Source organism: Velazquezella soli, assembly GCF_977018685.1.
The window spans coordinates 404,695-430,084 of sequence record NZ_CDRNXF010000004.1 but is presented as its reverse complement, the minus strand read 5'-3'; the positions used below and the strand labels follow the sequence as shown (position 1 = coordinate 430,084).

The 25,390-nt window shown below is 61.5% G+C and carries 19 protein-coding genes; 7 read left to right on the top strand and 12 right to left on the bottom strand.

Annotated features, from left to right (window positions below; all coding sequences use genetic code 11):
- Positions 1-11 precede the first annotated feature (11 nt).
- From AC0JZ8_RS05715 to AC0JZ8_RS05695, 5 genes are read left to right on the top strand one after another with little or no spacing between them, the layout of a single operon-like run.
- Entirely contained in the window at positions 12-662 is a 651-nt protein-coding gene (locus AC0JZ8_RS05715; RefSeq protein ID WP_113109956.1) for a phosphoribosylanthranilate isomerase, read from the top strand.
- A gap of 11 nt (positions 663-673) precedes the next feature.
- A complete protein-coding gene (trpB, locus tag AC0JZ8_RS05710) occupies positions 674-1,894 on the top strand; it encodes a tryptophan synthase subunit beta (protein ID WP_113110006.1) in 1,221 nt (406 codons plus the stop codon).
- Between the two features lie 2 nt (positions 1,895-1,896).
- Positions 1,897-2,736 (top strand): tryptophan synthase subunit alpha, encoded by an 840-nt coding sequence (gene trpA, locus AC0JZ8_RS05705; RefSeq protein ID WP_471892016.1) that lies wholly within the window; start codon positions 1,897-1,899, stop codon positions 2,734-2,736.
- Positions 2,737-2,780: 44 nt separating this feature from the next.
- Complete coding sequence (accD, locus tag AC0JZ8_RS05700) at positions 2,781-3,677, top strand: acetyl-CoA carboxylase, carboxyltransferase subunit beta (RefSeq protein WP_062462950.1); 897 nt, start codon at positions 2,781-2,783, stop codon at positions 3,675-3,677.
- A gap of 42 nt (positions 3,678-3,719) precedes the next feature.
- Positions 3,720-5,072 carry a bifunctional folylpolyglutamate synthase/dihydrofolate synthase gene (locus AC0JZ8_RS05695; RefSeq protein WP_249407708.1) on the top strand — a complete coding sequence of 451 codons (1,353 nt, stop codon included), beginning with the start codon at positions 3,720-3,722 and terminating at the stop codon, positions 5,070-5,072.
- A gap of 83 nt (positions 5,073-5,155) precedes the next feature.
- Here AC0JZ8_RS05695 and trxA read toward each other — a convergent pair whose 3' ends face one another.
- From trxA to AC0JZ8_RS05635, 12 genes are all read right to left on the bottom strand, one after another.
- Positions 5,156-5,476: a thioredoxin gene (gene trxA / locus AC0JZ8_RS05690; protein WP_062462956.1), complete on the bottom strand. Its 321-nt coding sequence runs from the start codon at positions 5,474-5,476 to the stop codon at positions 5,156-5,158.
- Positions 5,477-5,545: 69 nt separating this feature from the next.
- Positions 5,546-9,136: a double-strand break repair helicase AddA gene (gene addA / locus AC0JZ8_RS05685; RefSeq protein ID WP_471892015.1), complete on the bottom strand. Its 3,591-nt coding sequence runs from the start codon at positions 9,134-9,136 to the stop codon at positions 5,546-5,548.
- Positions 9,129-12,332: a double-strand break repair protein AddB gene (gene addB, locus AC0JZ8_RS05680; RefSeq protein WP_471892014.1), complete on the bottom strand. Its 3,204-nt coding sequence runs from the start codon at positions 12,330-12,332 to the stop codon at positions 9,129-9,131. The genes addA and addB overlap by 8 nt, the downstream gene beginning before the upstream one ends.
- 4 nt (positions 12,333-12,336) lie before the next feature.
- Positions 12,337-13,077: a nucleotidyltransferase family protein gene (locus tag AC0JZ8_RS05675; protein WP_471892013.1), complete on the bottom strand. Its 741-nt coding sequence runs from the start codon at positions 13,075-13,077 to the stop codon at positions 12,337-12,339.
- Between the two features lie 16 nt (positions 13,078-13,093).
- Positions 13,094-14,611, bottom strand: a complete 1,518-nt coding sequence (gene tsaE / locus AC0JZ8_RS05670) for a tRNA (adenosine(37)-N6)-threonylcarbamoyltransferase complex ATPase subunit type 1 TsaE (protein WP_471892012.1) — start codon at positions 14,609-14,611, stop codon at positions 13,094-13,096.
- The gene (locus AC0JZ8_RS05665) at positions 14,608-17,199 is read right to left on the bottom strand and encodes a PAS domain-containing sensor histidine kinase (RefSeq protein ID WP_471892011.1); all 2,592 of its coding nucleotides are present in this window, start codon (positions 17,197-17,199) and stop codon (positions 14,608-14,610) included. Before AC0JZ8_RS05665 ends, tsaE begins: the two co-directional genes overlap by 4 nt.
- A gap of 207 nt (positions 17,200-17,406) precedes the next feature.
- Positions 17,407-18,807, bottom strand: coding sequence for an adenosylhomocysteinase (ahcY, locus tag AC0JZ8_RS05660; RefSeq protein WP_062462971.1), 1,401 nt, complete (start codon positions 18,805-18,807; stop codon positions 17,407-17,409).
- Positions 18,808-18,967: 160 nt separating this feature from the next.
- Positions 18,968-19,246: an HPr family phosphocarrier protein gene (locus AC0JZ8_RS05655; protein WP_062462974.1), complete on the bottom strand. Its 279-nt coding sequence runs from the start codon at positions 19,244-19,246 to the stop codon at positions 18,968-18,970.
- A gap of 17 nt (positions 19,247-19,263) precedes the next feature.
- The gene (locus tag AC0JZ8_RS05650) at positions 19,264-19,665 is read right to left on the bottom strand and encodes a PTS sugar transporter subunit IIA (protein ID WP_062462977.1); all 402 of its coding nucleotides are present in this window, start codon (positions 19,663-19,665) and stop codon (positions 19,264-19,266) included.
- A 127-nt stretch (positions 19,666-19,792) separates the two neighbouring features.
- Entirely contained in the window at positions 19,793-20,260 is a 468-nt protein-coding gene (locus AC0JZ8_RS05645; protein WP_062577137.1) for an HPr kinase/phosphorylase, read from the bottom strand.
- Positions 20,257-22,047, bottom strand: a complete 1,791-nt coding sequence (locus tag AC0JZ8_RS05640; RefSeq protein ID WP_425503250.1) for a stimulus-sensing domain-containing protein — start codon at positions 22,045-22,047, stop codon at positions 20,257-20,259. Before AC0JZ8_RS05640 ends, AC0JZ8_RS05645 begins: the two co-directional genes overlap by 4 nt.
- A gap of 112 nt (positions 22,048-22,159) precedes the next feature.
- Entirely contained in the window at positions 22,160-22,885 is a 726-nt protein-coding gene (locus AC0JZ8_RS05635) for a response regulator transcription factor (RefSeq protein WP_092665285.1), read from the bottom strand.
- Between the two features lie 347 nt (positions 22,886-23,232).
- Here AC0JZ8_RS05635 and AC0JZ8_RS05630 point away from each other — a divergent pair, with 347 nt between their 5' ends.
- Positions 23,233-24,843, top strand: coding sequence for a phosphoenolpyruvate carboxykinase (locus AC0JZ8_RS05630; protein ID WP_430250727.1), 1,611 nt, complete (start codon positions 23,233-23,235; stop codon positions 24,841-24,843).
- A 107-nt stretch (positions 24,844-24,950) separates the two neighbouring features.
- Positions 24,951-25,385, top strand: a complete 435-nt coding sequence (gene arfB / locus AC0JZ8_RS05625) for an alternative ribosome rescue aminoacyl-tRNA hydrolase ArfB (RefSeq protein ID WP_192078925.1) — start codon at positions 24,951-24,953, stop codon at positions 25,383-25,385.
- Positions 25,386-25,390: the final 5 nt, after the last annotated feature.

Below are 25,390 nucleotides of genomic sequence, written 5' to 3'. Positions count from 1 at the left end.
AATCCGCGCACATGAAACCGGATATCAAGATCTGCGGCCTCAAGACTGAAGAAGCGGTCGATCGCGCGGTGACGCGTGGCGCAACCCATATCGGCTTTATCTTCTTCCCCAAGAGCCCGCGTAACATCGCGCCCGAGATCGCCGGAGACCTGGCGGACCGGGTGCGTGGTAGAGCTAAGATCGTTGCGGTCACGGTGGATGCCGATGACGAGGAACTGGACGATATCGTCTCGCTGCTTCGCCCGGACATGCTTCAGCTCCACGGTCACGAGAGCCCGGAACGGATTTTGCACGTCAAGGCGCTCTACGGTCTGCCTGTCATGAAAGCGTTTTCTGTCAAGTCCGCGGATGATCTTGCAGGGGTCGATGCCTATATAGGTGTGGCTGACCGTTTTCTGTTCGACGCGAAGGCACCGGCTGGCTCCGATCTTCCGGGCGGCAACGGCGTTTCCTTCGACTGGAAGGCCATGGCGTCGCTTGACCAGAGCGTGGATTACATGCTTTCCGGGGGCCTGAACAAGGATAATGTCGCGACTGCGCTCTCATCGACGCGGGCAAGCGGCATAGATGTATCGTCCGGTGTCGAAAGCGCGCCAGGCGCCAAGGATCTGGGCATGATCGATGCGTTCTTCGATGCGGCAGACGCCGCTACGAAACGCTGAAGGAGTTGAAAGTGAACGAGACCCCAAAACTGAATTCGTTCCGTTCCGGTCCCGACGAGGACGGCCTCTTCGGTATTTTCGGCGGCCGCTTTGTCGCGGAAACCCTGATGCCCCTGATCCTCGATCTGCAGGGCGAATGGGAAAAGGCGAAGACCGATCCCGGATTTCAAAAGCAGCTTACCGATCTCGGCAAACACTATGTCGGCCGGCCCAGCCCGCTCTATTTCGCCGAGCGCATGACGGCAGAACTCGGCGGCGCCAAGATCTATTTCAAGCGCGACGAGCTCAATCATACCGGCTCCCACAAGATCAACAACTGCATTGGCCAGATCCTGCTTGCCAAGCGCATGGGCAAGACCCGCATCATCGCTGAAACCGGTGCTGGCCAGCATGGCGTCGCTTCGGCCACGGTCGCTGCCCGCTTCGGCCTGCCGTGCGTCGTCTACATGGGCGCGACAGATGTCGAGCGCCAGGCACCCAATGTCTTCCGCATGAAGCTTTTGGGCGCCGAGGTGATCCCGGTCACGTCAGGCCACGGCACGCTCAAGGATGCCATGAACGAGGCATTGCGCGACTGGGTCACCAATGTCGATGACACCTATTACATGATCGGCACCGCTGCCGGTCCGCATCCCTATCCGGAAATGGTCCGCGACTTCCAGTCGGTCATCGGTCGCGAAACCAAGGAACAGATGCTGGAAGCCGAAGGCCGTCTGCCCGACATGCTGGTAGCAGCCGTTGGCGGTGGATCGAATGCGATCGGCCTATTCCATCCGTTCCTCGATGATGACAGCGTAAGGATCGTCGGCGTCGAAGCCGGCGGCAAGGGCCTCAACGGCGAGGAGCACTGCGCCTCGCTGACGGCAGGCTCGCCTGGCGTTCTGCATGGCAACCGCACCTATCTGCTGCAGGATGGCGACGGCCAGATCAAGGAAGGCCATTCGATCTCGGCCGGTCTCGACTATCCCGGCATCGGCCCGGAGCATTCCTGGCTGAAAGACATGGGACGTGTCGAATACGTCCCGATCATGGATACCGAAGCGCTCGAAGCCTTCCAGTTCCTGACGCGCACCGAGGGCATCATCCCCGCGCTCGAACCCTCGCACGCACTGGCCGAAGTCATGAAGCGCGCACCAAAGATGTCCAAGGACGAAATCATCGTCATGAACCTGTGCGGTCGTGGCGACAAGGACATCTTCACTGTCGGCAAAATCCTTGGAATGGGGCTCTGAACATGACCGCACGGATGGACAAGCGTTTTGCCGATCTGAAGGCCGAAGGCCGCCCGGCACTGATCACCTATTTCATGGGCGGCGATCCTGATTTCGCCACGTCGCTGGCCATCATGAAGGCTCTGCCGGATGCCGGCGCCGACGTGATCGAACTCGGAATGCCCTTTTCCGACCCGATGGCCGATGGTCCGGCAATCCAGATGGCGGGGCAGCGCGCGCTGAAAGGCGGCCAGACGCTCGCCAAGACGCTTGATCTCGCCCGCGAATTCCGCAAGACCGATGCCGCGACGCCGATCGTCATGATGGGCTACTACAATCCGATCTATATCTACGGCGTCGACAGGTTTGTTGATGACGCGCTGGAAGCCGGAATCGACGGCCTGATCATCGTCGACCTGCCGCCGGAAATGGATGACGAACTCTGCATTCCGGCAATCGCCAAGGGGCTCAACTTCATCCGCCTGACCACGCCGACCACGGACGAAAAGCGCCTGCCGACGGTTCTGCACAACACGTCGGGCTTCGTCTATTACGTCTCGATGAACGGCATCACCGGGTCCGCTCTTCCGGATCTGTCGCTGATCTCGGGTGCGGTCTCCCGCATCAAGGATCATACCGATCTGCCCGTCTGCGTCGGCTTCGGCGTCAAGACCGCCGACCATGCGCAAGCGATCGGCGCTGCGGCTGACGGTGTCGTCGTCGGCAGTGCTATCGTCGCGCAGGTTGCCGGCAGTCTCACCAAGGATGGCGCTGCGACGCTAGATACGGTATCTGCCGTTTCCACCTTCGTCCGCGGCCTGGCCACCGGTGTGCGTTCCGCCCGCCTTGTTGCCGCCGAATAACTGGCCCAGATAGGCCTGACAAGTCCAAACTCGGAGTACGCCCAGTGAACTGGATCACCAATTACGTCCGGCCGCGCATCAACTCCATGCTCGGCCGTCCCGATCGGGACGTTCCGGAAAATCTCTGGATCAAATGCCCGGAAACCGGGGAAATGGTCTTCCACAAGGATCTCGAAGAGAACAAGTGGGTCATCCCCGCCTCCGGCTTCCACATGAAGATGCCGGCCAAGGCGCGTCTGAGAGACATGTTCGACGACGGCGAGTTCGAATCGCTGGTGCAGCCGAAGGTCGCCCAGGATCCGCTCAAGTTTCGCGACTCCAAGAAATATGCTGACCGCTTGAAGGACAGCCGTATCAAGACCGATCAGGAGGACACTATCCTCGCCGGTCTCGGTTCCGTCCATGGCGTTAAACTCGTCGCCGTCGTGCACGAATTCAACTTCATCGGCGGTTCGCTCGGCATGGCGGCCGGCGAAGCGATCGTCAAGGCGGCCGAGCGTGCGCTGAAGGAAAAGTGCCCGCTGGTGATCTTCCCGGCTTCTGGCGGCGCCCGCATGCAGGAAGGCATCCTGTCGCTGATGCAGCTGCCCCGCACCACGGTTGCCGTCGACATGCTGAAGGAAGCAGGCCTTCCCTATATCTGTGTGCTGACCAACCCGACCACCGGCGGCGTGACCGCTTCCTATGCCATGCTCGGTGATGTCCATATCGCCGAACCGGGCGCCGAGATCGGCTTTGCCGGCAAGCGCGTGATCGAACAGACCCTGCGCGAAAAGCTGCCAGAAGGCTTCCAGACAGCAGAATACCTGCTTGAGCACGGCATGGTGGATATGGTCGTCAAGCGCCACGATATCCCGGCAACGCTGGCGCGGATCCTGAAGATGCTGATGAGACAGCCTGATCAGGAATTCCTTCCTGCCCCTGTCGCCGTCAGCGCCTGAACACCGGTTCTGACCTAACGTGATCGGAGCCGGAGCTTCGGGATGACGACGATGAACCAGCCCGTGGCAAGTGCGGCCGAGCAGGAAATCGAGCGGCTGATGACCCTTCACCCGAAGGGTTTCGATCTGTCGCTCGAGCGCATTACCCGCCTCCTTGAGGTGCTCGGCAATCCACATCTGAAACTGCCGCCGGTAATTCATGTGGCCGGCACCAACGGCAAGGGGTCCTGCACCGCCTTTTGCCGCGCGCTTCTCGAAGCGGGTGGCTATGCCGTGCACGTCCACACGTCGCCGCATCTGGTGCGCTGGCACGAACGCTTTCGCATCGGCGTGAAGGGCGGCCGGGGCCAGCTTGTCGACGATGCCCTGCTGGCGGATGCGCTGCGCCGCGTCGGCGATGCCAATGCCGGCCAGATGATCACCGTGTTCGAGATCCTGACAGCGGCAACCTTCCTGATCTTTTCCGAGCAGCCCGCCGATGCCGTAGTGCTGGAAGTGGGCTTGGGCGGTCGCTTCGATGCGACCAACGTCATCACCGATCCCGCCGTCTCGGTGATCATGCCGATCGCGCTCGATCACCAAGCTTATCTGGGCGACAAGGTCGAACTGATCGCAGCGGAAAAAGCCGGCATCATGAAACGCCGCTGCCCGGTCGTGGTCGGCGCCCAGGAATTCGACGCGGCCCGCGAGGTTCTGGTTGCGACTGCCGAACGGCTGGGCTGTCCGCTCTCCATCTATGGCCAGGATTTCTCCGCCCATGAGGAATTCGGGCGGCTGATCTACCAGGACGAAGACGGTCTGCAAGACCTGCCGCTGCCGCGCCTTCCGGGCCGCCACCAGTTCGCCAACGCCGCTGCTGCCATCCGCGCCGTCAAGGCCGCCGGTTTCACGGTAACGGATGCGACGATGGAAAAGGCGATGGGCATGGTCGAATGGCCGGCCCGCCTGCAAAAGCTGGTCGAAGGCAAACTGCTCGAATTCGCGCCCCCGGGTTCGGAAATCTGGCTTGACGGCGGGCACAACCCGGCCGGAGGCGAAGTGATTGCCGAAGCCATGGCCGCCTTCGAGGAACGCCAGCCCCGGCCGCTCTACCTCGTCACCGGCATGATCAATACAAAGGATCCCGTCGGCTATTTCCGGGCCTTTGCGGATCTCGGCGAACACGTCTTTACCGTCCGCATCCGCGATAGCGAGGCAGGCCTTGATCCGGTTGTGCTGGCCAATGCTGCGTTCGACGCTGGCTTGGTCGCCGAACCCGCTGGTTCCACCATCGAAGCCTTGCAGGAAATCACCCGGCGCCAGCTGCCCGGCAGTCCGCCGCCCCGTATCTTGATCGGCGGCTCACTCTATTTCGCCGGCAATGTGCTGGCCGACAATGGCACGCCACCGGTCTGATAACGGACAGGATCCATCAACAGATAACAAAAAAACCCGGCTGATCGCTCAGCCGGGTTTTTGGATTCACGTGAAACAGACGCTTAAGCGGCGCTGGAGATCCAGGCTGCGAGAGCCGTCTTTGGCGCAGCGCCAACCTTGATGTCGGCCACCTCGCCGCCCTTGAACATGGCAAGGGTCGGGATCGAGCGCACACCGAACTGGGCAGCCAGTTCCGGGTTCTCATCGATGTTCAGCTTGACGACCTTCACCTTGCCGGCGAGTTCCGTCGAAATCTCTTCGAGGCTCGGAGCGATCATCTTGCACGGGCCGCACCATTCGGCCCAGAAATCGACGACGACCGGCTCTACGGCGTCCAGAACTTCAGCCTGAAAATTGTTTGTATCGACTTTCACGGTAGCCATTGGGCTCTCCTTCGATTCTTGTTGACCCAGATGTGAGATCGGCACTCACTATTTTCAATGTCCGTCATGTCACTTTGTCTTAAGTTCTGCAAGCGAACGGGACATCAGCTCCACACCCAGCGGGATTACCTTTGCTGTCTCGGTGTAGACGAGCACGCAGTCGATCGCTTTGCCCGGATAAAGAGGCGTGAGGATTTCGCGGTAGATGGAGAGCTGTGCCCTGTGGGTCAATGGCACGTCTTCCGCAGTGCCCGGCGGAAAGCGGTTCGTCTTGTAATCGAGGATGATGACGCGGTCCTCCATCTCGACCAGCCGGTCAATCCGGCCCGAAATGGCATAGTCCTGTCCCTCCAGCGTCAGCGTCCCCATGATCGACACTTCCGACTGGCTGCGCGCAGAAAATACCGGTGCGAGCTCGGGAAGGGACAGAACGGACATGACACTCGCGACCAGTTGCTGGCGTTCGGCCTGCGGCCAGAAGCGGGCGGCGCGGTCGGCATAACGCCGGGCTGCACCCTCGCGTTCACCGTCCGGGAAGTCGGTCAGCATCTGCAGCATCCGATGCACCAGCTTGCCTTTTTGCAGTGCCAGGCTGCCGGTCGCCTTGTCTCCAAACAGGGGCGATGTGACGATCAGATCATCATCGTCGTCATCGATCATCGTGCCGGCACCAGACGGGCTAAGTGGCCTCGGCAGGATTTTTCGTGGGGGAAGCGGCCGGGAGAGGGCAGTGGGCAGGGTAGGGGCGAATGCCTCCCGTTCCGAGCCGCCTGCACCTGCGTGGTCCGCTTTGGCAGCAGCCTTGCCGGGCGCCTGGGGCAAACGCCAGGACAGGCCGTTCCACTCGCCCTCGGGTCCGGAGAATGTAGTCGGGCTGCAATGCTGACCGCTCGCCGACAAGGCCCGCGCGATCATCGCCTGCCAGCTGTCAGGGTTGTCGCGGCTGCCACGATAGCCGCAAATCACCAGATGATCGGCAGCGCGGGTCATGCCCACATAGAGAAGCCGCCGGTACTCTTCTTCGGCAGATGTCTTCAACCGCTCGTCGTCCGCCGCCGTCAGCGGGTTGGACAAAGTCTTGCCCGCAAGCCAGGCCGGAACATCGCCATGGACGGTCTTCAGCAAACGAAATTTCGGGACATGCGACGGAATGAAGGATTTCGAGTTGCTGTCGACGAGGAACACGACCAGCGCTTCCAGACCCTTGGAGGCATGCACGGTCATGATCCGCACCTCGTTGCGGCCGCCATCCTGTTCGCGCTTCACCTCCGGGCTTTCGAGCTCCAGCGTCGACACGAAGGCCTGCAGGCCGGGCAGGCCGGATGTCTCGTGATCGAGCGCGAAGGTGAGCAATTCATCGAGAATATCGCCCGCCTCGGTGCCGAGCCGTCCGAGAAACTTCCGCCGTCCGCCATATTGTCCGAGAATACGGGCGTAGAGATCATGCGGGCTGAGCAGCCGCGACAGCGTCAGCAGATGCTGCAATCGCTCCGCTGCATCACGAAACCGCAGCGGCTGTTTTTCGGCAAGACGCTTGAGCTGCGTCCAGGCGCTGTCATCTTCGGGTCTGAGCGCCGCAACCTCGAACACATCCTCCTCGGACAGATCGAACAACGGGCTTTTGAGCAGCGCCGCCAGCGACAGGTCGTCCTGCGGCAGAAGCAGAAAGCGGCCAAGCGCCAGCAGATCCTGCACCGCGATATGGCTTGTCAGCTTCAGCCGGTCGGCACCGGCGACGGGAATGTTGTCGCGACGTTTCAGCGCCCGCGTCAGCGCGTTAACGAAGGCGTCGCGCTTTCTCACGAGAACGAGAATGTCGCCAGGCTCGATCGGCCGTTCCACGCCCTTTTCGATGATCGTCTCGCGGCCGATCATCTCGCCGATCCGGGCGGCGATGCGAGAGGCGAGAATGGCAGCCGGTGCCTTGTCCGGGGTCGAATCGAACGGCGCCGTCCAGTCGTCTTCCTGTTCGGACACTTCGGGCGCCACCACGTCCCACAGATCGACCGCGCCGGGATGACCCATGCGGTTGGAACGGTGCTGCACCGGATCGCCGATCGCCGACAGGCCCTTGGCATTTTCCTCGATCGAGAACACCTGATCGACGGCAGAAAGAATGTCGGCTGTCGACCGGAAGGACAGCGGCAGGCGGATCGCATGGAACGGCTGGCCGCTGGCCGCCACCTGCTTTTGCGTCGCGCTGCGTTCCTCGGCGAACCGCTCAGGGCGCGCGCCCTGGAACGAATAGATCGACTGTTTCTCGTCGCCGACGGCAAACATCGTGCGGCGCGTATCGCGCGCGCTGTTGCCTGAATAGAAATCTTCCGCCAGCGACTTGATCACGGTCCACTGGATCGGGCTGGTATCCTGCGCCTCGTCGACCAGAATGTGATCGATGCCCTGGTCGAGCTTGTAATGCACCCAGGCGCCGACACCGTCGCGAGTGAGAAGATCGGCGGTACGAGCGATCAGATCCTCGAAATCGAGAAGGCTGCGGCCCCGTTTCAGGTCATCGTAGTCGTCGGTCAGGCGTGCGGCGAGTGTCAGCGCCGCCTTGGTGGCCGCAAACAGGCGAAACAGCCGCAACCGGTTCCGGCAGCTCAGAACATGCTCTCGCGCCGCATCGATCGCGCCGGCAAGCTCCGGTGCGATCTTGGTCATGGCGCTGGCGATCAGGCTGCGATCCGACTTCACCGTTCCCTTAGCCGTCAGGAAGATGGAGTCGAGATAAGCGGCACGCTTGAAGACATCCGTCTCCTTGGCGACCAGACGCAAACCATAGGCCACCTCATGGACGGTCGAGCCGCCCTTCTGATCGGCAAGCGACAGATAGAGATCGAGCGTGATGCCGGAAAGCTGGGGCAGCGGCCAATAGGTGGCGGCAATGCTATCTTCGCTATCGGCAGGATCGAGCCCCAGGACCCGCTTCAGTTCCGGGCCGATGCCGCCGTTCTTCTCCGCCTGCGCCGTAAATTTGCGGATCGCCGTGCGTCTTGCAACGATGTCGGACAGCAGCGCTTCCAGCCCGAACTCGTCGCCGAGATCGAGAACATGCGCAAAGGCTTCCGCCAGATCCGGATCATCTTCGGCGGATGTGGCCGTCAGCAGCGAACGACGCGCTTCGGAGAGAAGGGCGGTGGCAGCGCGGTCGTCGAGCACGGAAAAATGGCCTGCCACATTGGCCTCCAGCGGAAACTGGTGCAGCAGAGCTTCGCAGAAGGCGTGGATCGTCTGGATTTTGAGACCACCCGGCGTTTCCAGCGCCTTCGCAAACAGGCGCCGCGCCTCGGAAATCGTCGAGGAATCCGGCTCACGACCTTCGATAGCCGCAATCCTTGCCCGCAACTCCGCGTCGGACAGAACCGTCCACTCGGACAACCGCTGAAACACACGGTTCGACATTTCCGATGCCGCGGCCTTTGTATAAGTGAGGCATAGGATGGCTGAGGGACGGCAGCCGGCAAGCAGAAGCCGGATTACCCGCTGGGTTAGCACATGCGTCTTGCCGGAGCCGGCATTGGCCGACACCCAGGCGGAACTGGCCGGGTCCGAGGCACGCGATTGCTGAACCGTGGTCCAATCGATCCAGTGGATCGGGTCGTCACCATCCGGCAGGTCCGAAGCCGGGTTATCCGGAAGGTCGGTGAAAAGATCACTCATCGGCGTCTGCCTCTCCGTCGTCATCCGCGGTCGACCACTCGGCAACGCGGGCGAGGTGATCGTATTCACCTCCGAAATCACCCTGAGCAAACGGGACCAGCCGCGAGGCGAACCCCGCATCGCCCTGACGCAGCTTGACGACGAACTTGGTCAGCTGGTCGATCGATTCCTGCGCCAGATCGATCGCCGATTTCGGCTGGCGTTTGGCATTCGCGGTTGCGCCCTCATTGTTGATCCGGTCTTCCTTGAACCGGTCGCCGGGTCGAAGCCGGACATAAAGAAGATCGCCGGGCCGCTGGATGCCCATCGTCTTGAAGGCGCCTGCCTGCAGCGCCGCTGCCTCCAAGGCAAGTTGCGGATCGAGTAACGACCTGGCCTGCAGTATGGAAGGATTGAGGCCGGTCTTGTAGTCGATGATATCGGCCTCGCCGGACCGCTTGATGTCGATCCGGTCGGCAATGCCCGTGACCCGGATGCCGGCGCCCTCGACGTCGAAACCGGCACCGGCTTCCGTAACGCTGCTGCGGACTTCCGGTGCGCGACGCTCTTCCCAGTCGAGAAACGCCCGCGCGACCTCGACGAAGCGCGGCCGCCAGACCCGGTCGATATGCCGCGGGAGCTGTTCGGCGTCGAACAGCTCCCGCGTGATGCGCTGCATTGCTTCACGTGAAACCGGCGTGCCGGGCTTGTGGCTTTCGCGCGTATAGCGGTCGATAATGGCGTGGTAGAGCGTGCCGCGCTGTGCCGCACCCGGATCTTCGTTGAACGGCGCCAGCGGATCGAGTTTGAGGATACGCCGTGCATAGATCGAATAGGGGTCGCGACGCAGCCGTCCGACTTCGCTGAACGAATATTTGACCGGCTGCAGCTCCGCCGGCGGTTTGGGGGCAGGGCGCCTAGCCTGCTGCTGGTTGTCGCCACGATCGATCAGCGACGCCCAATGCAGAACATCCTTGCCGCGCGCCTTCAATTCGTCGGCAAAGGTTTTGCCGCCCAGCGCCAACAATCTCTGCAGCCAGCGGGAAGCAACCGTGGGCGTCGATCCCTGTCGCGTGGAGCGGGAAAAGATCAGGTTGCGGGTGCCGCAGGCCATTTCGAAATCATGCGCCAGCTGGCCGATCCGCCGCTCGGGCGGTTCCAGCCCCATGTCGGTCTTCATCGAGCGCGACAGGAACGGGTTGTTGACTGTCTGCCCCGGCCAGGAGCCTTCGTTGAGCCCGCCAAGGATCATCGTATCGACGCTCTGCAGCCGCGCTTCCAGTGTGCCGAAGATAAACACCCGCGGATGCGCCAGCGAACGCGGCTTCACCGCTTCGCCTGTCGTCAGCGCCATGACGATGTCGATCCATTGCGGCCCATCGGCCTCGATCTGTCCCTCTGTCTCGATCACTTCGCCGAGCAGACCTGAGAGACGTTCGCCCGGCTCGCCCGACCAGAGGGCGGAGAGGTCGCCGCGCTCGTCGATGCACAGCGCCTCGAGCGCACGCCCCGTGCGGGTCGCCCAATCGGAAAGTGTCAGTCTCGCTGTCAGCCCGCGCCCATCGGGCCGGCGGCGGATAAAGGCGCTGACGAGGGGCTCTACCGCCGCCGATATCCGCTTTGTGATATCCTTTGCCTGACCCACAGCGCCTTCGGGCAACGAGCTGCGCCAATGCGGCATATGCCGGTCTTCGAGGATCGCGGTCAGCTGCGCATCGAGAAGCGGCTCGAGTGCTGAAATATCCATGTCACCGACGCCACCGCGCAGCGCCAGCACTTCAAGCGCATCGATCGCCGCGCGTAGCTCGGCCGGCGGAAGGCCGAGCCGTATCAGCGGATGTTTCAACAGACCGACGATCGCCACAGGATCGCCCGGGCGAAGCGTGGCTTCCAGCAGAAGCTGCGTCAGCGTGCCCTGCGGCGTGCCCGAAAGGGCGGAACCCGCGGAATCATCGGCGAGGATACCGAAACGGGCAAGTTCTGCGGTGACGCGGCGGCCAAGCGCGCGGTCGGGGGTGATCAGCGCCGCCTGCGCCTCGCCACCGTTGCGTCCGGGTTTTTCCAGCGCCAGCCGCAAGGCGATGGCGATCGCCACCGCTTCCTCGCGCTCGTTGGAAGCTTCGATCAGCGCAACATCGGCAAAGGCGGCGCGCAGTTTTCCCGGATCGGCGTCCTGGCGCCACGTATTCCAGCGATCGGTCGCCTTTGCGGGCACCAGCGCCTGCGAGATCGCCTCTGCGCGAAAGGCAAGATCGGCCTGCGTCTCGCCGATGACAGTGACATCCTCGCGCGTGGCGCCGATCTTCTTCAACAGCCGCGAAAGACCGAATTGCGGATGACTGCGGCTCGAAGGGTCGGGCTTGCCGTCGAAGGTTTCCTCGCCGACCATGTCCCACTGGTCCTGCGGCATCGTCATGTCGAGGCCCGGCAAGACAACAGTACCTTCGGCAAGCCTGGAGATCGCTGCGATCAGCTCGGCCGCTGCCGGCACCGACCCGGTGGAACCAGCAACGATAACGGGGCCTTTGTGCTCCCGCACGGTAATCCGTCGCGCCTCTCCGCGCAGGATCGAAGCCCGATGCTTTGCCGGCGAAGAGCGTTTCAGTTCTTCCAGCCGGGTCGGCCAGAAGCCGCTGGCGATCTTCAGGAATTCGGCCGTCAGCTGCCACCACAGCGCATGTTCGCCGGTCTGGAGATTGTCGAGATCCTTCCAGTCGCGTTCCTCGGTCTCGATCGCATCGATCAGTTCCGCCAGCGCCCGGGCAAGCCAGATCGCATCCGCCGGGCTTGCGGGCGCCACTAGCGGCGATTCCGAATGCACGTCCAACACGATCTTCGGCAACTGGTTGCGCCAGGCAAGGATTAGCCGGCCAAGCTCGAGCAAACGGGCCGTGCCGCCGATCGGCAGGGCGAGATCCATTTCCTCCGGTGCAACGAGATCGAAGAAGCCCTGATCGTCGTCGGTTTCGCCAAGCGGCCGGATGACCGGCAGGATCGCGGCGCGGCCGCCGAGAAGATCGACGAATTCCGAGCGCAGCACGCGGGCCGAACGGCGCGTCGGCACAAAAATGGTGACATCGGCCAGCGAGAGCGGATTGTCGGGGTTATAGCGGAACGTCTCGTTCAGCCGCCCGTCGCAGAGTGCTGCGGCTAGCGTCTTCAGGAAAGGCGCACCTGACGGGATGGAGAAGAGGCGGTTCGGCGATGCATCCGACATTGGATCAGGCCCCTGCTTTGTGGCGGGCAATCACGGCTTCGGCTTCAGGCAGCGCTTCCGGCGTGCCGACGGTGATCCATTCGCCATCCATCACGAGGCCGAACAGCCGGTCGTTCTTGATGGCGCGGTCGAAATAGATGTTGAGGTTGAAGGCATCATCAGGCGCGTCGTCGAGAAGCGACGTGTGCATGACGATCGCACCCGCATAGACGACCGGGTTGTCTTGCCCTTCGGTGTAGCGCGACAGTCTTCCGTCGGAGGAAAGCTGGAAATCCTTCTTGCCGTTGTGTCCGGTGGTGCACTCCAGCGGCACGCAAAGCAGCGCCATATCCATGCGCTCAGCATCGAAAAATTCGGCCAAACGCTCAAGGTTTGTGGGCTCGCCTGGCTTTTCACCGATCCAGAACAGGTCGGCGTTCATGACGAAGACAAAGCCTCGTTGAAGCTGGGACAGACCCTGCTTCAAGCCACCACCCGAGTTCATCAGCTGCGCCCGCTCGTCGGACACGATGATTTCAAGGCGCGGATAGGCGGCGAGATGCGCTTCCATCCGGTCGGCGAAGTGATGGACGTTGACGACCGCATGCGTTACCCCGACGTCGGCCAGGGCATCGAGCCCGTAATCGATCATCGGCTTTCCGGCAACGGGCACCAGTGGCTTCGGCATCGTATCGGTGATCGGGCGAAGCCGGGTACCGAGCCCTGCCGCCAGCACCATAGCCTGCGTGATCGGGGCGTTGGTCATGTCCATGCAACCGTATTTATGATTCGGGAAGCTCTATACCAGCCCTGTGGCACCAATCGCGCAAGGGCGCGAGTGCTTCATGCGCGAGTGCCGTGGAAAGATGGCGCAATGTTCGCGGCATATGCTTCATATATTGCGGCTTGCCGTCGCGTTCGCGCAGCCGAACCCAGAGCCCGGCAAGCTTGCAATTGCGCTGTGCGGCCATGATCGCCCAGGATTTCAGGAAGCCCGCTTCGTCAAATCCACCCAGTGCGCGGCGCAGCGTCAGGTAGTCAATCATCATCTGATCGGCGAGAACCTTGGGAATATCGACGCGGGCGTCCTGGACCAGCGACGCGAGGTCGTAAGCCGTCGGGCCGATCATCGCATCCTGGAAATCGATCAATCCCACCTGATGCACGCCGGAGGCTTGGCTACGCCAGATGATGTTCGGGGAATGAAAATCGCGCAGCAGCAGGTTTTTCTCCGCGCTTCCGAGCTCTGCGATCAGCCCGTCCCAGATCGAGAGATACTCCTCTCGCTCGTCCGCTCCAGGATGCCCGCCGCGCTTCCACGGCAGATACCAGTCAAGAAGAAGCCGTGCTTCCATCTTCATCGCGACCGGATCGAAATCCGGGATGTGATGCGTGTGGGAGCCGTCGACGGGAAGGTCCTGCCGGATCTCATGGCCGTGCAAATAGGCCAGCGCCACGACGCTTTCGCGGTAGCGTTCGCCGATCGGCTGCCCGTCTTCGTCGAGCACACCATCTTGGCCGAGGTTCTCGATGAGAAGAATGCCTTGGTCGTAATCCACGGCAAGCACCTCAGGGGCGCAAAGGCCGATGCCGCGCAGGTAATCGGAGATCGCCACGAACGGATAGGCATCCTCGGCGATATGCGCCACTTTCGGATAGGGCTTGCCGTCGAGAACCGGCGGACCCTCGGGCCGCTTCGGCCAGTCCATCAGGATCACCGTTTCGCCTGATTCGCTCAGAACCGTTTCATAGGCCCGCATCGAGGCATCGCCGGTCAGGAACCGGCGTCGGCCATTGGCGTGGCCGTTTGCGCGAAGAAACTCGCGGATGGCGATCACCCGGCGAATGCGGGCCAAGGCTGCTTCCGGTGCCGTGATCGTCGCCCGCCGGCCAATGGTCTCATGCTCGAGCGTGAGCGTGATGCGATCTGCGGGCAGGAGATCGCCGCCCATTTCCGGCCATTCGACAAGGCAGATGCCGGAGGAAAGCGCTTCGTCGAAACCAAGCTCGTCGAGCTCGGATGGATCGGCCAGCCGGTAGAGATCGAAATGCACCACGGGAACGCGCAGGTCGTATATCTGGGCCAGCGTGAAGGTGGGGCTCGGTACTTCCAGATCGTCCTGGTCTGCCATAGCCCGAAGGAAGGCCCGGGCCAGAGTCGATTTTCCGGCGCCGAGATCGCCGGAAAGGGCCAGGCAGTCGCCGGCCTTCAGCGCCAGCACCAGATCCTCGCCGAAGAGAATTGTCTCTGCCTCGTCGGCCAGTGTCACGACAATGCTGTCGCCAGGCGCAGCGATCATTCGGCAGCGACCGAACGGGCCCGCGATCCAACCGGAATGCGGCAGGTGACAACCGTTCCCTGTCCGGCCCGGCTGTCGATCGAGACGTCGCCGTTGTGGAGGGTGACGAAGCTTTCGACGATCGAAAGACCAAGGCCAGCACCGCTGCGCTTGCCGCCCTTGGCGTTTGCCTTGAACCGGTCGAACACCGTTTTCAGCATGTCAGGAGGAATGCCGGGGCCTCTGTCAGTTACCGAGAAGAACACGTTGCCCTCGTCGCGCCAGCAATTCAGCGAGATCGCGGACCCCTCGGGCGCAAAATTGGTGGCGTTCATCAGAAGCTTGATCAGGATCTGCTTCAGCCGCTGCTCGTCGGCAAACACGGTTCCGAGTGCCGTCGGCGCAATGATTTCCAGCGTCACCGTATTTTCGTGGAGCCGGTCGGCGATCTGCATCGCCACGTCGTCCAGAAGCTCGTCCACGGCCAGCTGCGAATAGTTCAGCTGCATGATGCCGGCATCGACGGTCGCGAGATCAAGGATATCGTTGACGATGGTGAGAAGCACCGACGAGGACGTGGAGATGTGGTCGATATATTCCGCCTGTCGATCGTTCAGTTCGCCCATGCCGGGCGTCTTCAGGAGATCCGTGAAGCCAATGATGTTGGTCAGCGGCGAGCGCAGCTCGTAGGAAACATGCTGGACGAAATCGTTCTTCAGCTCGTCTGCCTTCTGCAGCGCCTCGTTCTTTTCCTTGAGTGCCCGCTCGGCGCGCGCGCTGGCCGTCATGTCGACGAAGGTGAACATCGTCTGGGCATTCGGCAAAGGCGTCGCGGCATAATCAAGGATCAGGCCGGAATAGAGCTCGAACGTTCCCTGAATCGAGGCCCGTTCGTCATCGAAATTGGTCAGCATCTGCCCGAAATGACGCCAGCCGTCCGGCTCGTCATAGGATGGCGCGCAGGCTTTCTCGATCGCCTTGATATGGGTGCCCGGCTTGGTCTCGTCGGCGGTCACGCCCCAGAGCGCACGGAAAGCGGGGTTGGACAGTGTGATTCGGCCGTCCGGGCCGAACACGGCCACGCCTTCTGCAAGGTGGTCGATCGTTTCGCCCTGAACCTTGACCAGCGTGTTGTAACGGGTTTCGAGATCGACCTGTTCGGTGAGGTTTTCGAACACCCAGGTGGCGCCGCCGCGAGGGTGCGCGGTGGCGATGACGCGCAGCGTCTGGCCGTTCGGCAGATGCCAGGTATCGGTCTTGGTATCGAGCGCCTGGTAGATCGACAGCGCCGATTCCTTCCAGTTGCGCCAGCTCAGCTCTTCCGGCAGCTTGCCGTTGGCCCGCAGCTTGTCGAGCAGTTCGGAATTATCCGGCCGCGATTCGAGGAAGGGCAGGGAAAGGCCCCACAGCTGGACGAAGGCCTGGTTGTAGAATTGCAGCCGCCGTTCGCCGTCGAAGATCGCGACGGGTGTCGCGAGATGGTCCAGCGTTTCGGCGTGGCTGTTGAGCGTCCGCTTCAGCTCTTCGCGCACCGATTCGGCTTCCGACACATCGATCGCAATGCCGACGGAACCGTTCGTTGCTACGACATCGACAACGTCGAACACGGTACGATTGCCCCGCACGACAGTGGAGATGCGGTCGTGGAAAGGCGAGTTGGCTGTTGCGACGGCGCGGATTTTCTCACGCGCGATCGTGCCCAGGAATTCGCGGCTTTCGTCAACGGCCTGCGTCGGAACCTTGGCTTCGACGGCATCGCTATAGGCGTGGTTGACCCAGGCAAGCCTGCCCTGTGCGTCGCGCTGCCAGACCGGCTGTTCGATCGTGTCGAGCAGCGAGTGGAAAAGCGAGATGGAGTGGGTCAGCCGTTCGCGTTCGATCTTCAGTTCGGCAAGCTCGGCGCGCAGGTTGTTGAGCGCGATAAAGCGGACAAACGCCTTTCCGCCCGAAACGCGGCCCTGCACCTCAAGGATTTCGTCGCGGTTGGTTTCAAGAACCAGATCGAAGCTGCGGGCTTCGCCGCGCAGAGCGTCGATCGCCTTTTCAAGCTCGATTGCCGAGGAAGAGCGCAGCCAGCGGCCGAAGGCGAGAAAATCGCGATCCTGCTGCGGCGCGCCGGTTTCAGCCGGCAGCTGGCCCAGGAACTCAGGTTTGGAGTAGCCGCTTTCCCACACCACGATGCGGCGGTTCTTGTCGGCGATCAGCGCTTCGTACTTGGAAATCCGCTGCTGCGCATCCGACAGCGCGCTGCGCATATCCTGGGTTTCGGCTTCCATGTTGCCGCGCTGACGAACCAGCCAGACGGCCGACAGCAGGGCAGCCCCCAGCGCGCCAAGCACCAGCGACGACCAGATCACCTGGGTCGACGAGAACATGTGCGGGCCGACCGTGCCGGCCTCCTGTGCATGCGCCATCCCAGCCACGCCTGAGAGCACCGTCCCCGCCAGGAACGCTGCAGCCGGACGTGCCAAGCTCACCGGCGCAAGCCGGGCAAGGTCTTTCTTCCACCGCCCATTTGCCGCCTCTTTACAAGCGTCCAGGCCGCAGCTCATCGCCACGCCACAAATGAGATCGGCCTGCTTTCGCAGGCTCGTTTTTCTTACCGACATGACCGGTCTGTCTCCGTCCAATTGCCGCTTATCGACAAGACATACCACATCGCACCTTGCCCGAAGCCGGAGGCTCGAACGAGTACGAATCAAGAGCCGTAACAATACCTGCCGCGGCAGAGAGCGGGAAGGCGCGGGGCCAAAAAAGAAGCCGCAGCCTTTGTCAAGGCTGCGGCCACAAGATGTTGTGGATTGTTCGGCTACGGATCAGTAGCGGTAGTGTTCAGCCTTGAACGGACCCTGCGACGAGACGCCGATATAAGCAGCCTGTTCGTCAGAAAGTTTGGTCAGCGTCACGCCGAGCCTTCCAAGGTGCAGACGGGCAACTTTTTCGTCGAGGTGCTTGGGCAGGATATAGACCTCGTTCTTGTACTCGCCCTGCTTCGTGAACAACTCGATCTGGGCCAGCGTCTGGTTGGTGAACGAGGCGGACATGACGAAGGACGGATGGCCGGTAGCATTTCCGAGGTTGAGCAGGCGACCTTCCGACAGAAGGATCATCCGGTTGCCCTTCGGGAACTCGATCATGTCGACCTGCGGCTTCACGTTGGTCCACTTCAGGTTCTTCAGCGCCGCAACCTGGATCTCGTTATCGAAATGGCCGATATTGCCGACAATCGCCATATCCTTCATCTCGCGCATATGCTCGATGCGGATGACGTCCTTGTTGCCGGTCGTGGTGATGAAGATATCGGCCGAGGCGACGACGTCTTCGAGCACGACGACTTCAAACCCGTCCATGGCAGCCTGCAGGGCACAGATCGGATCGACTTCCGTGACCTTGACGCGAGCACCGGCGCCCTGAAGCGAAGCAGCCGAACCCTTGCCGACATCGCCGTAACCGCAGACGACGGCGACCTTGCCGGCCATCATCACGTCGGTGCCGCGGCGAATGCCGTCGACCAGCGATTCCTTGCAGCCGTATTTGTTGTCGAACTTCGACTTGGTGACGGAGTCGTTGACGTTGATGGCCGGGAAGGGCAGCAGGCCCTTCTTGGAAAGATCATAGAGGCGGTGAACGCCTGTGGTGGTCTCTTCGGTCACACCCTTGATCGCATCGCGCTGCTTGGTGAACCAGCCTGGCGAAGCGGCAAGACGCTTCTTGATCTGCGCGAACAGGATCTCTTCTTCTTCCGATGTGGGCACGGACAGAACGTCCTCACCGGCTTCGGCACGGGCGCCGAGCAGGATGTACATGGTGGCATCGCCACCATCATCGAGGATCATGTTGGAGAAGCCGCCATCGGTCCACTGAAAGATCTTGTCGGTGTATTCCCAGTACTCGGTGAGCGATTCACCCTTCACGGCAAATACCGGGATGCCGGACGCTGCAATGGCAGCAGCGGCATGATCCTGGGTCGAGAAGATGTTGCAGGAGGCCCAGCGAATGTCGGCGCCGAGTTCCTTCAGCGTCTCGATCAGAACCGCCGTCTGGATCGTCATGTGCAGCGAACCGGAGATGCGGGCGCCCTTGAGCGGCTGCGATGCACCGAATTCCTCGCGGCACGACATCAGGCCCGGCATTTCGGTTTCGGCGATGTCGAGCTCCTTGCGGCCGTAGGCAGCAAGTTCGATATCCGCGACGATGTAATCCTTGTCAGTGCTCATAAAGCTCTCCGCGTGGTGTGTCGAAGGCAGGGGAACGGATTTCCGTTCATCCGGGCGTCGACGAAAAATCTCGCCAGCGGTGTAACAGGCTTGGGGCTGACTTGCAACCAACACATAAAGACGTCTTTATATGTTTATGTCCGTTCGGTTGCTATGGTTATCAAGCTTCTTCGCCGAACTTGTTGGCAACCAGCGCCTCCAGAGCGTCGAGCGCTTCAACAGCCTGCGGGCCGCTTGCGGAAACCTCGATCGAACAGCCGGTGCTGGCGGCTAGCATCATCAGGCCCATGATGGAATTGCCGCCGACTGTCGATCCATCCCTTGAAACCTTCACATCGGCTTCGAAACTTTCCACCATCTGCACGAACTTGGCCGATGCTCGCGCGTGGAGACCACGCTTGTTGACGATTGTGAAATGCCGTGGGGCAAGGGGAGACATGCGTTTGCAGTGCTTTCTTATTTTCCGCTGAGCACGCGGCTTGCGACGTTGATATATTTGCGGCCGGCCTCGGAGGACTCCACCAGCGAGCGCTCCATGTTGTTGTCGCTTCGGACGCCGGCAAGCTTGATCAGCATCGGCAGGTTCATGCCGGCGATGACCTCCGTCTTGCCGCTTTCCATCACCGAGATCGAAAGGTTCGACGGCGTACCGCCGAACATGTCGGTGAGGATGATGACGCCGTATCCGTCATCGGCCTTCGCGACCGCATCGACGATATCCTGCCTCCGCTGGTCCATATCGTCTTCGGGGCCGATGCAAATGGTTTCGATGAATTTCTGAGGTCCGACGACGTGCTCGACGGCCTGTCGAAATTCCTCAGCCAGCTTGCCATGAGTGACAAGCACAATTCCGATCATGAAAACTGCCCCCTGCTATGGAAACTTGCGGCCAATATCGCAACGCAATACAGGCGTCCAGCGGTGGGGAGCCATCTTCGCCATGTCCGCATCAAGTTCAAGTTAAAAAATCGCGAGCCGGATTGGGTCAGAAGGGTCGCTCCCCTCGAAATGCCGGGAAAAGGCCGGAAAGCGCGGAAAGAGGCTCCGGAAAGAGCGACCATAATCTCACCAGTGGAATGTCTCCGAGACCCGAAAGCGCGAAGCGTTCGTTGTCCGGCGGATACCGTTCGTCGTTCGGAGACGACAGGACGCGCACGGCAAGATCGAGAGCAGCTGACGGGGCGGAGTCTACTTCGATAATGCCACTGCCGCGCAATTCGATGAGGCCGGCGATCGTCTGCGGCCGGTGTGCGACGAGGCGATCATTCTCGCGCGAGACAAACACCTGGTCGTCGGCCACCAGCGCCGAAAAGACGCCCTGGCGTCTGGCGGCACTCAGACAGGCAAACGCCAGCATGGATTTGCCGCTGCCGGAAGGACCGGTGAAGAGGATGCCGCGGGTCCCGACGACGATCGCCGTGGCATGGATATTGACCCGTTGCGTATCGCTCATGGCTCTTCGCCCGAAGGAAGCGACAGCGTGAAGCGCGCGCCCTTGAGCGTCTCCGTCTGCGGATCGACAAGGTTTTCCGCCTGCAGGGAGCCGCCATGCGCCACGGCGATCTGACGGCTGATCGACAGTCCCAGGCCCGAATTCTGGCCGAAGCTCTCGCCATCGGGGCGATCGGTGTAGAACCGCTCGAAGATGCGATCGATGTTCTCGGCCTGAATGCCCGGACCGTTGTCATCCACGGTGACGACCACCTTGTCCTTGACCCGGGCGAGGCGGATGGCAATGCGACCGCCTTTTTCCGGCACGAAGGAGCGGGCATTTTCGATAAGGTTGGTGATGATCTGGCCAAGCCGCAGATCGTGGCCGTTGACGAGGTAGTTTGGTTTCTGCCCGCCCTTCGCGTCGATGACCAGATCGATCTCGACCGGTTTGCGGCCGGTGCGGATCTGTCTGGAAATATCGACGAGGTTGCCTAGCAACGTATCCATGCCGACAGGTGCCGAATCGGTCCGGGCAAGCTCCGCGTCGAGCCGGGATGCATCGGAGATATCGCTGATCAGCCGGTCGAGGCGGCGGACGTCGTGGAAAATGATATCGGTGAGTTTCTGTTTCGAGGCCTCGGACTTGGCGAGCGGCAGCGTTTCGACGGCGCTGCGCAACGACGTCAGCGGGTTCTTCAGCTCATGGCTCACGTCGGCTGCAAAACTTTCGATCGCGTCGATGCGGTCGTAGAGCGCGTTGGTCATGTCGCGCACCGCGATCGAAAGGTTGCCGATCTCGTCTTGGCGGTAGGAGAAGTCCGGGATCTCTTCACGCTGCTTGGCGCCGCGACGCACCCGAACGGCAGCGGCCGCAAGCCGGCGCAGCGGATTGGCGATGGTGGAGGATAGAAGCAGCGACAGGAGAATGTTCACGAGCGTCGCCACACCGAAGACGCGCATGATCGCCAGCCGCTCCGCATGCACGATCTTGTCGATATCGCCGGCCTGGGTGGAAAGAAGCAGGACGCCGAGCACGGCACGGAACCGCTGGACCGGGACTGCGACGGAAACGATCAGTTCGCCGCGATCGGTAATGCGCACCACCGCGCCGCGAACGCCGGTGAGCGCGTTCATCACCTCCGGATAGATCGAGCCATCGCCGCCGGGCGCTTCCTTGTAGGTCGGCAGGTTGCCGGGCTGCAGCATGCGGTTGAACAGGCCGGCAACCCATTCGCTCCATGTCTGCGACTGATCTTCAACCGGCGGCAGATCGAAGCGCAGCACCTGGCCGCGCGAATAGAGGTGGCGCGAGTCCAGCAGCAGGTTTGCGTCTGCATCGAACAGTCGGGCGCGGGTGCGGGTCGGCGAGATCAGCCGCCGCAGCACGGGCGCGACCCGCTCGGGGTCGATCGGGAAATCGAGGTCCTCGTCGTTCGGCACCGGCGTGATGCTCTGGCCCGCCTGCAGTTCGAGAAGCTTCTGCGGATCGATGGTGATCGAATTGGTATCGACGGAGGCGGATGCGGAGATCGCGCCGGCAATGATTTCGCCCTGGGTCAGCAGGCTCTCGACGCGGGCATCGATCAACCCCTCGCGAAACTGGTTGAGATAGAGGATGCCGGCGACGAGAACGACGGTCGCCGCGATGTTGAAGAACAGAATGCGGCGGGTGAGGCTGGAAAACACCGCGTGGCCGAACACCCGGCGAATGAGCGTGAACGGTCGCGACCAGAAGCGCCGTGAGGCGCGGCGTATTCCGGCACTCGCGGGTCTGGTCGTTCCGGTTTCATGCAATCGGTCTGCCACGTGCAGTCCTTCCAGAGAGCTTACAGTCTAAGCCCTGTGCCGCGGTGGCTTCAAGTTACGCATCCGCACGATCGAATTTTTAGAGGCTCCCGGGTCTCGGAGCTTGCAACCGTTACGCAGCCTCGCGGAATCGGTAGCCAACGCCGTACAGCGTCTCGATCATGTCGAAATCCGTGTCAACCATCTTGAACTTCTTGCGCAGGCGCTTGATGTGGCTGTCGATTGTGCGGTCGTCGACATAGACCTGTTCGTCATAGGCGGCATCCATCAGCGCGTCACGGCTTTTCACGACGCCCGGACGCTGCGCCAGCGAATGCAGGATCAGGAATTCCGTCACCGTCAGGGTGACCGCTTCGCCCTTCCAGGTGCACGTATGGCGTTCCTGGTCCATCGCCAGCTGGCCGCGTTCCAGTGTGCGGGCCGCCAACTGGTCCGGGGTCGGCTTGACGCCGCCACTTGCCTGCTGGGCTTCTCGTGCGCTGGAGCGGCGCAGGATCGCCTTTACGCGCTCGACCAGCAATCGCTGCGAGAACGGCTTGGTGATGAAATCGTCTGCGCCCATCTTGAGGCCGAACAGCTCGTCGATCTCTTCATCCTTGGAGGTGAGGAAGATCACAGGCAGATCGGATTTCTGTCGCAGGCGTCGCAACAGCTCCATTCCGTCCATGCGCGGCATTTTGATATCGAAGATGGCCAGGTGCGGGGGGCGGGCGATCAGCCCGTCGAGCGCGGAGGCGCCATCGGTATAGGTTTCGACCTTATACCCTTCGGCTTCCAGTGCAATCGACACCGAAGTCAGGATATTGCGGTCGTCATCTACGAGCGCGATTGTCTGCATTCTCTCCGTCTCCATCGTCATATAGGCGCATCTCCTGGATGTCCCCAGCCAGAATTGGCGAAAGCCATGCGCTTCTTCAGTATAAAGGTGGAACAAATTGTGGCAACGCCAAGAGGCGCACGGTCGGTAGGGACCTTTATCCCAATGAGCCAAACACAGTCTGCAGGTCGTGAAAGTCCCCCGGAAACCGCGAACAGAAAACCCTCGTAAACCGATTTAATCGAGAATAAAATTTTTTAAATCGATTAAATAACTGATATTATTACGCTATTTCAGAATTATCTTGCCCTTTTTAAAAACCCGCTCTAGGTTCCGCGCAGGTTCAATCCACAAAAAGGAGCGCGCGTATGGAGCAGTTTGGACTTCACAACCCATCGAACGGGCTCGCAGACATCGGTCTCGGCAATGCATCGCGTGTGAATTACAATCTCAGCGAAGTCGAGCTTTACGAAGAAGCGATTCGCCGGGGCGAAGCCGATCTGACGATCGACGGCGCGCTTCGGGCTCGCACCGGACAGCATACCGGCCGGTCGCCCAAAGACAAATTCGTCGTCCGCGACGCCGGTACCGAAGACAAGATCTGGTGGGACAACAACAAGCCGATGTCGCCCGAGCACTTTGCCGTGCTGAAGGCTGACATGCTGGCCCATGCCAGCGGCAAGACCCTGTTCGTCCAGGATCTGATCGGCGGCGCCGATGAAGCAAACGCGCTTCCGACCCGCGTCGTCACAGAGCTTGCCTGGCATGCGCTGTTCATCCGCAACCTCCTCATCCGCCCCAAGCGCGATACGTTGGAAGGTTTCGAACAGAAGCTGACGATCATCAACCTGCCGAGCTTCAAGGCCGATCCGGCCCGTCACGGCTGCCGCTCCGAAACCGTGATCGCCTGCGATCTGGAAAATGGTCTCGTGCTGATCGGCGGCACGTCCTATGCCGGCGAAAACAAGAAATCGGTCTTTACCGTTCTCAACTATCTCCTGCCGGCCAAGGGCGTGATGCCGATGCATTGCTCCGCCAATGTCGGCAGCGAAGGCGATACCGCCGTGTTCTTCGGCCTCTCGGGCACCGGCAAGACCACGCTTTCGGCCGACCCGAGCCGCACGCTGATCGGTGACGACGAGCATGGCTGGGGCGAAAACGGCGTCTTCAACTTCGAAGGCGGCTGCTACGCCAAGGCGATCAAGCTTTCCGCCGAAGCCGAGCCTGAAATCTATGCGGCAACCCGCCGTTTCGGCACCGTCTTGGAAAACGTCGTTCTCGACGACAACCGCGTTCCCGATTTCGACGACAATTCGCTGACGGAAAACACCCGCAGTGCCTATCCGCTGCATTTCATTCCGAACGCGTCGGAAACCGGCCTCGCGCCGCATCCGAAGACGATCATCATGCTGACGGCAGATGCGTTCGGCGTGATGCCGCCGATTGCGAGGCTTACCCCGGAACAGGCCATGTACCACTTCCTGTCCGGCTACACCGCCAAGGTTGCCGGCACGGAAAAGGGTGTCACGGAGCCGGAAGCGACGTTCTCGACCTGCTTCGGCGCACCGTTCATGCCGCGTCATCCGGCTGAATACGGCAACCTGCTGAAGGACCTGATCGCCAAGCACGGCGTCGATTGCTGGCTGGTCAACACCGGCTGGACAGGCGGCGCTTACGGCACCGGTCGTCGCATGCCGATCAAGGCTACACGCGCGCTTCTGGCCGCAGCCCTGAACGGTAGCCTTAAGGATGCCGAGTTCCGCACAGATGCCAATTTCGGCTTTGCCGTTCCGGTCGCCGTCGACGGCGTCGAAACATCGATTCTCGATCCGCGTTCGACCTGGTCCGATGGCCAGGCCTACGACAACCAGGCAGCCAAGCTGGTCTCGATGTTCATCAAGAGCTTCGAGAAGTTCGAAGACCACGTCGACAGCAAGGTCCGCGACGCAGCGCCTGGCCTGAAGATCGCCGCCGAGTAATCCTGAAGGGCACTTTGGCCTTTAAGGATTCACGTGGAACATTTTTAGCCGTCGGCTCCCTGTGAGCCGGCGGTTTTCTTTTGCTCCCGTTTGTGGGAAATACGGCCATGGCCAGCAATCCTCTCGAGATCAACACCCGCATCACCATCGCCGGATGGGAGCTCACCGAGCAGTTCGTGCTGGCGGGCGGTCCGGGCGGCCAGAACGTCAACAAGGTGTCGACGGCAGTCCAGCTGTTCTTCGATCTCGTCAATTCCCCGTCGCTGCCCGAACGGATCAAGGAAGCCGCGATCAAGCTCGCCGGCCGGAAGGTATCAAAGGACGGCGTGCTGATGATCGAGGCCAACCGGTTTCGCAGCCAAGAGCGCAACCGCGAGGATGCGCGCGAGCGGCTGAAGGAACTCATCCTCAAGGCCGCCGAGCCGCCACCACCACCGCGCCGGAAAACCAAGCCCACCAAAGGCTCGGTCGAGCGGCGACTGAAAGCAAAATCCGGCCGCTCCGATGTGAAGAAGATGCGTGGTAAGCCCAGCGGCGACTGACCGCG

Bases quoted from the DNA above. Each gene is read 5' to 3' on its own strand.
- AC0JZ8_RS05645 (WP_062577137.1), bottom strand. From the start codon at position 20,260: ATGAGCGATACGCAACGGGTCAATATCCATGCCACGGCGATCGTCGTC.
- trpA (WP_471892016.1), top strand. From the start codon at position 1,897: ATGACCGCACGGATGGACAAGCGTTTTGCCGATCTGAAGGCCGAAGGC.
- trxA (WP_062462956.1), bottom strand. From the start codon at position 5,476: ATGGCTACCGTGAAAGTCGATACAAACAATTTTCAGGCTGAAGTTCTG.
- AC0JZ8_RS05695 (WP_249407708.1), top strand. From the start codon at position 3,720: ATGACGACGATGAACCAGCCCGTGGCAAGTGCGGCCGAGCAGGAAATC.
- addB (WP_471892014.1), bottom strand. From the start codon at position 12,332: ATGTCGGATGCATCGCCGAACCGCCTCTTCTCCATCCCGTCAGGTGCG.
- tsaE (WP_471892012.1), bottom strand. From the start codon at position 14,611: ATGATCGCTGCGCCTGGCGACAGCATTGTCGTGACACTGGCCGACGAG.
- arfB (WP_192078925.1), top strand. From the start codon at position 24,951: ATGGCCAGCAATCCTCTCGAGATCAACACCCGCATCACCATCGCCGGA.
- addA (WP_471892015.1), bottom strand. From the start codon at position 9,136: ATGAGTGATCTTTTCACCGACCTTCCGGATAACCCGGCTTCGGACCTG.
- AC0JZ8_RS05630 (WP_430250727.1), top strand. From the start codon at position 23,233: ATGGAGCAGTTTGGACTTCACAACCCATCGAACGGGCTCGCAGACATC.
- ahcY (WP_062462971.1), bottom strand. From the start codon at position 18,807: ATGAGCACTGACAAGGATTACATCGTCGCGGATATCGAACTTGCTGCC.
- AC0JZ8_RS05635 (WP_092665285.1), bottom strand. From the start codon at position 22,885: ATGCAGACAATCGCGCTCGTAGATGACGACCGCAATATCCTGACTTCG.
- AC0JZ8_RS05665 (WP_471892011.1), bottom strand. From the start codon at position 17,199: ATGTCGGTAAGAAAAACGAGCCTGCGAAAGCAGGCCGATCTCATTTGT.
- AC0JZ8_RS05655 (WP_062462974.1), bottom strand. From the start codon at position 19,246: ATGTCTCCCCTTGCCCCACGGCATTTCACAATCGTCAACAAGCGTGGT.
- AC0JZ8_RS05715 (WP_113109956.1), top strand. From the start codon at position 12: ATGAAACCGGATATCAAGATCTGCGGCCTCAAGACTGAAGAAGCGGTC.
- AC0JZ8_RS05650 (WP_062462977.1), bottom strand. From the start codon at position 19,665: ATGATCGGAATTGTGCTTGTCACTCATGGCAAGCTGGCTGAGGAATTT.
- AC0JZ8_RS05675 (WP_471892013.1), bottom strand. From the start codon at position 13,077: ATGACCAACGCCCCGATCACGCAGGCTATGGTGCTGGCGGCAGGGCTC.